We start from the raw sequence: 10988 nt of genomic DNA on the forward strand, positions 1-10988 counted from the left end.
CTGCCACGCGGGCGCCCGGGGCGTGGCGGTCACACAACCGTCTCGAAACTGTCGCTAAAACCGTCTCATTATTCATTCCTCGAGGTGCCGGTAGACGGTCGCCCGCGAGACGCCCAGCGTCGCGGCGATGGCGTCCACCGAATGGGTACCGGCCGCGTGCATCCGCCGGGCCGCCTCGACCTGCTCGCGTCCCAGCGCCCGCGGCCGGCCCGGCCGCCGCCGGCGGGCCGCCGGCCCGGCATCCGCGCGGCCGACGCTTCCGACCCCGGCGTCCGCGGCCCCGACGCCCGCGGTCGCCGCCGGCCCCGGCGCCGTCAGCAGCCGGCGTACGCCGTCGAGCATGTCGGCGCGGAGCACCTCGTCGGAGACGTCGTTGAAGAAGACCACCGGGTCGCTGCACGTGGCGACCGCCTGCACCGCCCGGACCCGCTCCCGCCGCCCGGCGTTCGGCCCGGCGATCAGGTCGTTCGCCCGCATCGCGATGCCCATCAGGCGGTGGTACGTGTCGCCGCGGGTGATCAGGGCGATGTCGTGGAAGAGCATGCCGAGCGGGCGACGGTGGGCCAGCATGGTGTCCACCCAGCCCTCCAGCACCGTCCAGCGGGCCTGCTCGGTCGGCTGCTCTCCCGCGACGTCCAGCAGCGCCTCCAGGTCGGCCAGCAGCGGCTCGACCAGCGCCGAGAGCAGGTGCTCCTTGGCCGGGAAGTGGTAGAGGACCGCCGCCTTGGTCAACCGCAGCCGCTCGCCGATCTGGCGCAGCGAGGTGCGCTGGTAGCCGTGCTCGGCGAAGAGGTCGAGCGCGGCACGCAGGATCCGGGTGCGGGTGTCGTCCGCGGGCTCGCCGGTCATGCCGGCCAGCCTAGCCGGCGTCCTGACCGGTGGGCGGAGTCACCGTTGAGTCGACTTTCCATCGGTCAGTACAGTGAGGCCGATCGAAGCGTTCACACGGCAGGAGGGGCACATGCCCGTCATCTCGATCGACAACCTGGTCAAGACCTTCGGCACCATCAGGGCACTCGACGGGCTCGACCTGCGGGTCGAGGCGGGGGAGGTCCACGGCTTCCTCGGGCCCAACGGGGCCGGGAAGTCCACCACCATCCGCGTCCTGCTCGGGCTGCTGCGCCGCGACTCCGGCACGGCGCAGGTGCTCGGCGCCGACCCGTGGCGCGACGCGGTGCGCCTGCACCGCCGGCTGGCGTACGTGCCGGGCGACGTCAACCTCTGGCCGAACCTCACCGGCGGCGAGGCGATCGACCTGCTCGGCGAGCTGCGCGGCGGGCTCGACCGGCGCCGCCGCGACGAACTGCTCGAACGCTTCGACCTCGACCCCACCCGCAAGTGCCGCACCTACTCCAAGGGCAACCGGCAGAAGGTCGCCATCGTCGCCGCCTTCTCCTCCGGCGTCGAGCTGTACGTGCTCGACGAGCCGACCTCCGGCCTCGACCCGCTGATGGAGGCGGTGTTCCAGGACGAGGTCCGGCGGATCAAGCAGGCCGGCGCCACCGTGCTGCTCTCCAGCCACGTGCTCGCCGAGGTCGAGGCGCTCTGCGACCGGGTCAGCATCATTCGCGAGGGCCGCACCGTCGAGTCCGGCAGCCTCGCCGAGCTGCGCCACCTCACCCGCACCGCGGTGACCGTCGAGACGGCCCGCCCGGTCACCGGTCTGGAGACGCTGCCCGGCGTGCACGACGTACGCGAGGTCGACGGGCGCACCCACCTGGAGGTCGAGCCGGCGCACCTCGACGAGCTGCTCGGGCAGCTCATCCGCTTCGGCGTCTGCGCGCTGACCAGCACCCCGCCCACCCTGGAGCAGCTGTTCCTGCGCCACTACGGCGACCAGCGCGCCGCCGCCGACAGCGACCAGCGCGCCGCCGCCGACAGCGGCCGGCCGGCCGAGGCGCCGCGGGCCGGCGTCCGATGAGGGCGCTCACCGGCACCCGCCGGCTGGCCCGGCTCGTGCTGCGCCGCGACCGGGTCCGCCTCGCGATCTGGATCCTCGGCACCCCGCTGCTCGGCTACGCCCTCGCCGGCAGCGTGGCCGGCGTCTACCCCGACGAGGCGGCCCGGCAGGGTTACGCCACCACGTCCGCGTCCAGCCTGGTCGCCCGCGCCTTCAACGGCCCGATCGCCGGCACCGACCTCGGCGCGGTGGTGGTCGCCGAGACGTACGTGACACTGGCCCTCATCGTCGCGCTGGTGAGCACCTTCGCGGTGACCCGGCACACCCGCCAGGACGAGGAGACCGGCCGCGCCGAGCTGCTCGGCGCGTCGGTGGTCGGCCGGTACGCGCCGCTCACCGCCGCGCTGCTGGTCGTCGTCGCGGCGAACGTGCTGGCGGCGGCGCTGCTCGCGCTCGCCTTCGCCGGCGCCGGCCTGCCGCTGGCCGGCTCCGTCGCGGGGACCGCCGCCGTCGGTGGCGTCGGAGTGGCCTTCACGGCGATCGCCGCGGTGACCGCGCAGCTCTCGGTCACCGCCCGGGGTGCCAACGCGCTCGCCGCAGCCGCCGTCGGCCTCGCCTTCGTGCTGCGCGCCGCCGGCGACGTGCTCGGCGAGCAGAGCGCCGGCGGCACCCGGGTGGCCAGCGCCTGGCCGTCCTGGCTCTCCCCGCTCGGCTGGGGCAACCAGGTACGCGCCTTCGAAGGAGAACGGTGGTGGGTGCTCGCCCTGCCCGTCGCGCTGCTGATCGCCGGGGTGACGTCGGCGTACGCCCTCGCGGAGCGGCGGGACCAGGGCGCCGGGCTGGTCGCCCCCCGGCGCGGCCCGGCGAGCGCCACCGCGCGGCTGCTCAGCCCCGTCGGGCTGGCCTGGCGCATGCAGCGCGGCACGCTGCTCGGCTGGGCCGTCGGGGTGGCCGTGCTCGGCCTCTCCATGGGCGTCGCCGGCGACGAGTTCAACGCCATGATCGAGCAGAACCCGGCCGCCGCCGAGGCGATCAACGCGATGGGCGGCGGCGCCAACCTGATCGACGCGTACCTGACCGCGATGCTCGGGCTCTTCGCGCTGACCATCGGGGCGTACGTGGTGCAGGCCCTGCTGCGGGTGCGCGGCGACGAGTCCGACGGGGTGCTGGAGGCCGCCCTGGCCACCGCGGTGAGCCGGAGCCGCTGGCTCGGCACCCAGGTGCTCGCCGCGACCGTCGGCGCGCTCGCCCTGCTGCTGATCGCCGGGCTGACCACCGGGCTCGGCTACGGCCTGGTCACCGGCGACCCGCTCGGCGAGGCGGCCGCGCTGGCCGGCGCCGCCCTGCTGCGCCTGCCGGCCCTGCTCGTGGTGGCCGGGGTGGTGACCGCCCTCTTCGGCCTGCTGCCCCGCTGGTCGGTGGTGCTCTCCTGGACGGCGCTGCTGGTCTTCCTGCTGCTCGGGCAGCTCGGCGCGGTGCTGGAGCTGCCGCAGGCCGCGCTGAACCTCTCGCCGTACACGCACGTCCCGGCCGTGCCCGCGGTCGACCCGGCGGTCCTGCCGCTGGTGCTGCTCGCCGGGGTCGCGGCGGTGTTCCTCGCCGCCGGCGTCGCCGCCTTCCGCCACCGCGACGTCCCGAGCTGACGGCGGCTCTGGCTCTGCGGTTGCCGCAACTTCAGGGAAGTTGTCCCCTTCCCGGCCCGCCGAGGCCTGCACTTCCCTCAAGTTGCGCGAGGGCGGGTTTCTTTGCCGTCCCTGATGAAGGCTGCCAGATCCCACACCTTGGGGTTGACTTCAGCATCCAGGCGCCCAGGTTTCCCACCGTCACGAGGCGTTTCTTGGCGCGGACGCGGCGCTCAGCCACCTCGTAGGATGTGGGCAGCCCCGTGGCGCTCTGACGGAATTCGTTCCCAGGGATGAACCTGCCATCATTCGGTTCGGCCCGGATTCGGCGCGGATCCGTTGCGGGCTGCTGACGGCTCGCGCGGTTGCCTGGGTGCTGCACCGGATCTACGCCCGAGCTGCTCGATCAGGAGATCAAACGATGTGGCCTGCTCGAAGGCGTCACCGCTGTGCAGCTTCTCTCCGAGCAGATCCTCCAGCCGGTGTGTCGCAACGCGTTCCGTGCCTTCCTGCGCGAGAGCCCAGGGGCGGCGATGGAGGTGGCGGGCATTGTTGCGGACCGCCTTCGCTGGGCGAACCGACGCCGTGTTGACTTCGCCTCCTACCCGGTCAAGGTCCGACTGGCGCGCGTGTTGTGGGAGATAGCCGCCGCATATGGCCGACGCAGCGCGGACGGCATCGTGATCAACGTCCGCTTGACTCAGGGTGAGTTGGCCGCGCTCTGCGGCGCGGCTGAGATCAGCCTGCAGAAGGCGCTCAGTGAACTCCGTGCAGCTGGCGTTGTTGTCACGGGCTACCGAGAGATTGTGGTTCGCGACAATGAAGGTCTGCGCCTCGTTGCTGATCTTGAGCACCGGGCCTGATCGGCGCCCCAGGGACGGCAGCTTCTCCCTGAACCGCCTCGCGCTCCGTGAGCGGCGCTTCAGCGCCCTGACAGGAATCTGACTCACTGGTCAGATCCAGCGTCTTCGAAGATCCGATAGGGTTACGCGAAGTGTCACTCCGATTCCACAACGTAGCTAAGTGGCGGTTCTCCATGGGGGTTCGCGATGAAGCCGGGCCGGCGGTGGGCGGTGCTGATCGGAGTCAACCAGTGTGGCTACGAGGTGCAGTTGCCCGCACTCCGCTACGCCGAGAGCGACGCGGAGGCGATGCGGGACGTCCTGCTCGACCAGGAGATCGGCACCTTCGATCCGGATGACATCACGCTGTACACCGGTGAGACCGCAACCTGGCGCAAGATAAAATCGAGGCTGCGCGAGCTGGCGATGGAATCGGGTCCCTCCGACGTTCTGCTGGTGTACTTCGCAGGTCACGCCCTCGTACCCGAATGGAGCACCCAGCCGGACGCGTATCTGGTCACGGCTGACCTCGACTCGCAGGCGTTGCAACACGAGCCGGACAATGGTCTGCGGATGGCCTTTCTCAAGCGTGACGTCTTCGAGCCGTTCGCGGGCACCTCGTTCCTCGTCCTCGACTGCTGCCACGCCGGCATGTACCTCGACGCCCACCTGCGTCATGTCGAGGCGATGCAGACCTACCGGACCAACGTCGACCGCCACAGCGCCCTGCTGGCGTGCCCGAGCGGCTCCGCAGCCCGGGAGAGTCAGGAGCATGGGCACGGAGTGCTCACCCACCATCTCCTGCGGGCGCTGCGGGGGGAGGCCGGTGACCCGAACGGCCGGGTGACGTTCGCGCAGATGGCTACATTCGTGGCCGAGCAAGGGCTGCAGCCACCGCCGGTGCAGCTCGTGCAGATGTGGGGCCCGACGACCGTGCTCGCTCAGCCACCGGTTTCCCGGCACGACCGGCGCCCGCTCAGCGGACCGGCCAATCCGGGCACGACCCGGCCGTGCCGAAACCCGCTCGATGACATGTCCAGCTCGGTTCTCCAGCTCCTCGGTCGGGTTTTCCGAGCCGAGTCACGGCCCGCCCCTCAACCGCGGCGCAGCGAGAACGCCGAACGGGTGGAGGTGATCCGGGCTGCCCTGGATGCGGACGCCGTGGCCGTGGTCGAGTTCGCCGGCTCCAGCATCGGCCCCGTCAGCTCGACGGCCCGTTTCAACAAGGAGGAGCTACGGCCCCTGCTCGAGTTGAGCGCCGCCGACGCGACGTCCAGGCGGACCTGGTCGCCGGGACACATCGTGTCCAACGACGCCGGTCGTCGGGTCCTCTGCGTCCCCCTCTCGCACCAGAACGGTCGAACGCTCACGCTGATCGTCGTCGACCCTGCTCTGGCGTCCCTCGACATGGGCGAGCCGCTGGCGGTGATGCTTCAGGCGATTTGGAGCTCCAACCTGTTGGACGACCCCCTGCATGCCGAGATGCAGGTGATGACCGCACTGCGGACGGCCTTCGGGCGGCTGCCCCTCACGTTGTACGAGCACGCCTTCAGCCTTTACCAGAAGCTGATCGGGTCCCTGACCATGGTGTTCCAGCCGGTCGTCGAACTCGACCTGCGACCGGCAGGCGTGCGCACCCACAGCTACGAAGCGCTGGCCCGTCGGCATGAAGACGACGTGCGGGCACCGCTCACTGCCCTTCAGATGGCGTACGTCTGGGGCGACCGCTTCATCATCGAGCGCGACGGCCTGCTCCTGACAAAGGCGATTCGCTCCTATGCCGTCGCCGATGCGGAGACGCCGTGGGATGGCACGAAGCCGCTCTCGATCAACGTGGCGGTCCGCTCACTGCTGAGCGACTCCTACATCGACCAGGTCCAGACTGCCATCAAGCAGGCGGACCTCAACCCACGGATCGTGACCCTCGAGATCTCCGAGCAGGATCCAATCCATCCGGAACCCGGCGAGAAATGGCCGCAGGAGCCGTTGGCGCACTTCCACCAGCGACTGACAGCACTGGCGCGAGACCTGCGGATCAGCTTCGCCGTCGACGACTTCGGCGTCGGCTACTCCTCCTTGGCCCGAATGGCCGAACTGCAGCTGACCCAGATCAAGGTCGATCGAGCGGTGCTGCATCACGACCTGGCGATGGAGGAGCTTGCCCTCGTCGCGCAGGTGGCCCGCTACGCCAGCGACTTGGGGCAGGCGTCGAGTCCGCGAGCGGTGGTGGTCGAGGGCTTCGACGACGAGGCGCCAGTGACGCTGAAGCAGATCTACGACCTCGGGATCCACCATGTTCAGGGCTTCTTCTGCGGCGAAGCGCCGTCCGCGTCACTCCGTCTGTTGAGCCAACCGGTGCGGGAAGAAATTGCGACACGGGTGAGAGGTGACAATGTCCAGCGTCAAGCTGCTGCTGCCGCCAGAGGTTCTCGAGGAACTCGACCTGCCCTATGAAGGTGTTCGAGATGTATCGGCGGTCACCCTGGCGATCGAGGGGATCAGCGTGGCCGCGAACCTGGCGACGTTGGCGACGCTGCAACCGCAGGTAGGGGCTCTTGTCGCAGCGATACGCAATTGGCGGCTACGCGATCCGCGGCCTTCGGTGACTCTCACAGTGAAGGGGCCGGGGCTGGACATGAAGCTGGACCTTCCCAGGAATGTCAGCAGGGCGCAGCTACTGGATCAACTGCGGCCACTGTTCGACGACGACGGCGGATCGTGACGGCCGGAGATCCCAACCACTGGGCCGCCCTGCGCCGAGCGGTCACCTGAAGGCGGCCGCATCAGTGCCGCGCCGCCGGAACGCCTGGCGCTGGCGACACGCCGCCCGGCTCGCAGACCTACCAGTAGCACTTGCTGTGCTCGGCGAGCTGACCCGTATGACCCATTCGCTCTCGGCCCGATAGAGGGGAAGGGTTACCGCCCTGGGAAGCCCTCAATTCGCGGGGAACGGGCGGGGTGTCCTGGCGGCCCGGGCTCGATCACAATCATGCGGTGCGGCGTCGAGTGTGGAAGTGGGGACTGCTGGCGGTCGTGGCCGCGCTGGCCGCGGGCGGCACCGCGTGGGTGTGGTTGCGCTACGACTTCGAGAAGGTCAACTGGACCTGGGGCGTGGTGGCCGGGGTCATCGCCGTCTACGTCCTGCTGGATCAGGTCTTCCGCGCCGGGCCGGCCAGCCTCGCCGCGGCGGCCGCGCACCGGCGCGCGGCCGCCGACGAGCTGGCCGAGCTGATCCGCCGCGACCCGGCCGACGAGGCGCTGCTGCGCGCCGTCGACGAGCCGTACCCGCTGCCGGTGCGGTGGCGCAACGCTCCCGACCGGTTCCTTCCCTCATGGCGGGCCATCGGCCGGTCCAGCGATGCGGTTCCGGTGGATCTCGCCGGCCGCAACGGAACACTGTGGAACTGCTATCAGGCCGTACCCTCCGGGCGGCTGCTGCTGTTGGGGCCGGCCGGCTCCGGAAAGTCGGTCATCGCGCTGCGACTGGCCCGGGAGCTGCCCCTGCACCGCGAGCCGGACGCGCCCATCCCGGTGCTGGTGTTGGCAGACTCCTGGGACCCCGACCGAGAGGGCTTCCGCGACTGGCTGGTCGACCGGATCGGCCGGCGGTATCCGCAGCTCGCGGCCGACCACCCGAGCCGCGACGACGTGCTGCGCGACCTGGTCGAGACCGACCTGATCGTCCCGGTCCTCGACGGGCTGGACGAGGTGCCCGAGGAGCGCCTGGTCGCCTGCCTCGACGAACTCAACGCGCTGCCGACGCAGCGCTTCGTCCTCACCTGCCGGACCACCGTCTACGAGCGCTATCTCGGCCAGGGGGAGAAGCTGCGCGGCACCGCCGTGGTGGTGCTCGAACCGCCCGCGCCCACCGAGGTTGCCGACTACCTGATCGATGCCGCCCCGCTGCATCAGGTGGACAACTGGTCCACCGTCGCCAACACGCTCGGTGACGACCCGGAGCTGACCGCCGCGCTCGCCACGCCGCTGATGGTGGCGTTGGCCCGCAGCGCCTTCGACCAGCCGGGCACCGACCCTCGCGACCTCGTGCCGCTGGCCCGGGAGCGGGGACGCCGCTCGGTCGAGGACGACCTGCTCACCCGGGCCGTGGACGCCGCCCTGCGGTCCCGCGGCGGTGGGCAGGGGTTGTGGCGCTGGGAGCCGGAGACCGCCCGGCGGTACCTCGCCTTCCTCGCCGCGCACCTGGAGTCGCTGGACGCCCGGGAGTTCCGCTGGTGGCAGCTGGCGACCGCACAGCCGGGCCCGTTCTGGGCGCTCGCTGCCGGCCTGCGCACCGCGGTGGCGGTGTGCCTGGCGCTGACGCTCTCCGGCGACGCCCTCACCGCGACCGCCGCCCAGGTCACCGATCCGGCAACCCGGGAACTCCTCGAGGGCCTGGCCCGCGAGACGGTCGGCTTCACCGTCATGGCGTTCCTACTGGCCACCGCGGTGTCGCTGGTGCGCGGCGCGGGCCGGGCCGGCCGGGAGATGCCACGCCGGGTGGCGTTCGTCGGCGGGCTCCGGGCGCTGCGCACCGGACTGCTCACCGGCCTGGTCGGCGGCGCGTTCTGGGCCTTCGTGACGCTGGCCCTGTTCTCGACGGTCACCCCGTCCGCGCAGCTCGTCGCGCTGCTGGACCGGGTTCCGGGACTGCCGTCGTGGTCCGACCCGGCTCGGGCGGCCGTGCTGGTCGGGCTGCTGTGGTGGGCCTACGACGCGGTCCGGGCCGGGCTGCGGGTCGACGTCGCCGCGCCCGCGGCCGAACTCGGCGCCACCAGCGTGGTTGAAACCGTCGACGCGGATCGCGCCGCCAGCGTCGCCGCCGCACTGTCCAGCGTCGCCAACGCCTTCCTCCGGCTGCTCGTCGTCGTCGCGGCGCTGCGGCTCACCGGGGTGCTGCCCGCCGTGCCACCGCTGCCGGCACTGGTCTACGCCGGAACGGGGCTCGGGCTCGGCTGGTGGCTGCACCGGCGGGGTGGCGGGGCGTGGCTGCGCTTCGCCCTGGCCCGGGCCACCCTCGCGATCCGCGGCCACACGCCGCACCGGCTGCTCGGCTTCCTGGCGTACGCCGAAACGGTCGGACTGCTGCGCGACGCCGCCGGCGCCTACCGGTTCCGGCACAGCCGGATGCAGAGCCGGCTCGCCGCGGGGTCGGCGGCCGGGCGGCGGGGAAGCCGGCTGCGGGAGGAGTTCGGTGTCGAACTGGCCCGGGCCGGCTACTGGACGGAGGCGCTCGGCATCTTCGCCGACGTCACGCAGACCCGGGCGGCGAGCATCGGGCACGCCGACGACCTCACCGTGGCGGCGCTGCGCCGCGCGCTGCTGGCCGGCGCTGCCGCCGGCGAGTGGCGTCGCCTGACGAACCTGCTGGCCCCGCTCCCGCCGCCCGCCGTGCCGGCGTCGCTGGCCGCGCAGCGGGATGTCGTCGCCCGGCTGATCGCGGCCGGTGCGCCGCTGACGCAGCTGCGTGCCGCCGCTGAGGAGCTGCGCCGACTGGCGGGCGGCGTCGGCGCGGCGGAACACGCGGCCGAGCCCGGCCGGACGGGATCCGGAACCGGGCCCGGGCGGGCGCAGCCCGGCATCGAGGAGTTCCTGGCCGTGCTCGATCACGCCTGCGGGGACACCGACCGGGCGCGAGCCCGGCTGGACCGACTGCGGACGGCCGCCGCGCAGGACCTCGGCGAACCGGCGACGATCGGCGCGGGACTGCTCGCCCGGCTGCTCCTCGACGACGGGGAGCCGGCCGCCGCCCTGCGCGTCTGCCACGAGGAGCTGCTGCTCGCCGACCAGCCGCCCGACCGGACCGACCTGCTCGTCCTCGCCGAGGCCTGGCGCTGGTCGGTCGAGGTGATGCGGCAGACCAGCGACGAGCAGGCCGAACTGCGCCGCCGGATCCGGGCCGCGGCAGCCGAGCGGCGGGACCACCCTTGGCGGATCGAGCTGAACCGGCGTGAGCTGGCCGAGATCGGATTGCAGGCGTGCCACGCCCTGATCGGCCACCCGACACTGGGCCCGCTCGCGGTGGCCGCCTCCCGCCGGCTCGCCGCCGCCCTCGCCGAGCCGGCCGTCGTCGTCAAGACGGCCAACCGCAGCGCGCCGATGTGGCACGCCGGCTAGCGACCGCGGCGGTTGAAGCCCGCCGGAAGATATGTACTTTCGCGCCCGTGCCGGGGGCTGATCCACTCGGGTTCCGTGATGTCTGGGTGTCCCGGTGCCCGGATACCGCGACTTCGACGAGCCCGAGTCGATCGCCCCGAAGCCGACCGGCTCGTCCGGTCGGCGTCCGGATCCCGATTGCGCCGGGTGTCCCGTTCGCGGGCTGCCCGGGTTGGGTGCGGTGTCCGGGTTCGGGGTGGCGCGTCCCGTGGTCGGGGCCACCCGGGCGGCGGAATCATGGGCGGGCCCGGGTCGTTGAACATGGTGTGCCGCGCGGCCTCGTCGCCGGCCCCGGGGACCGACCCCCGGCCGCCGGGAATGACCGGCCGCCCGGGTCGGTTGACTACCCGGTACCCGCAACACCCGGGCCCCGCCAGAATGGCTGGCCGGCCCGCACGGTTACATCCCCCGGGACACCCCGAGCAGGTCACCACGATCGCCGGGACCCCTTTCTTACTTACGGGCACACCG

The 10988-nt window shown here is 72.1% G+C and carries 6 protein-coding genes and 1 pseudogene; 6 read left to right on the forward strand and 1 reads right to left on the reverse strand.

All coding sequences use genetic code 11. The annotated features are described in order from the left end of the window. Nucleotides 1-72: 72 nt before the first annotated feature. A complete protein-coding gene (locus AB0C04_RS22810; protein ID WP_357057787.1) occupies nt 73-849 on the reverse strand; it encodes a TetR family transcriptional regulator in 777 nt (258 codons plus the stop codon). 112 nt (nt 850-961) lie between these two features. Between AB0C04_RS22810 and AB0C04_RS22815 the strand changes: the two genes are divergently transcribed. From AB0C04_RS22815 to AB0C04_RS22840, 6 genes and pseudogenes are all read left to right on the forward strand, one after another. Further along, nucleotides 962-1921, forward strand: a complete 960-nt coding sequence (locus tag AB0C04_RS22815; RefSeq protein ID WP_357057789.1) for an ABC transporter ATP-binding protein — start codon at nt 962-964, stop codon at nt 1919-1921. Then, the gene (locus tag AB0C04_RS22820; RefSeq protein ID WP_357057791.1) at nt 1918-3543 is read left to right on the forward strand and encodes an anibiotic ABC transporter; all 1626 of its coding nucleotides are present in this window, start codon (nt 1918-1920) and stop codon (nt 3541-3543) included. The genes AB0C04_RS22815 and AB0C04_RS22820 overlap by 4 nt, the downstream gene beginning before the upstream one ends. A 440-nt stretch (nt 3544-3983) precedes the next feature. Beyond that, a pseudogene (locus AB0C04_RS22825) lies at nt 3984-4385 on the forward strand (Crp/Fnr family transcriptional regulator); the annotation flags it as partial. 210 nt (nt 4386-4595) lie between these two features. Next, a complete protein-coding gene (locus tag AB0C04_RS22830; protein WP_357057793.1) occupies nt 4596-6818 on the forward strand; it encodes an EAL domain-containing protein in 2223 nt (740 codons plus the stop codon). Then, a complete protein-coding gene (locus AB0C04_RS22835) occupies nt 6757-7086 on the forward strand; it encodes a hypothetical protein (RefSeq protein WP_357057795.1) in 330 nt (109 codons plus the stop codon). Before AB0C04_RS22830 ends, AB0C04_RS22835 begins: the two co-directional genes overlap by 62 nt. A 272-nt stretch (nt 7087-7358) precedes the next feature. Further along, the gene (locus AB0C04_RS22840) at nt 7359-10478 is read left to right on the forward strand and encodes a hypothetical protein (RefSeq protein ID WP_357057797.1); all 3120 of its coding nucleotides are present in this window, start codon (nt 7359-7361) and stop codon (nt 10476-10478) included. Nucleotides 10479-10988 lie beyond the last annotated feature (510 nt).

The sequence above is a fragment of the Micromonospora sp. NPDC048909 genome, from assembly GCF_040649635.1.
Classification (GTDB): domain Bacteria; phylum Actinomycetota; class Actinomycetes; order Mycobacteriales; family Micromonosporaceae; genus Micromonospora.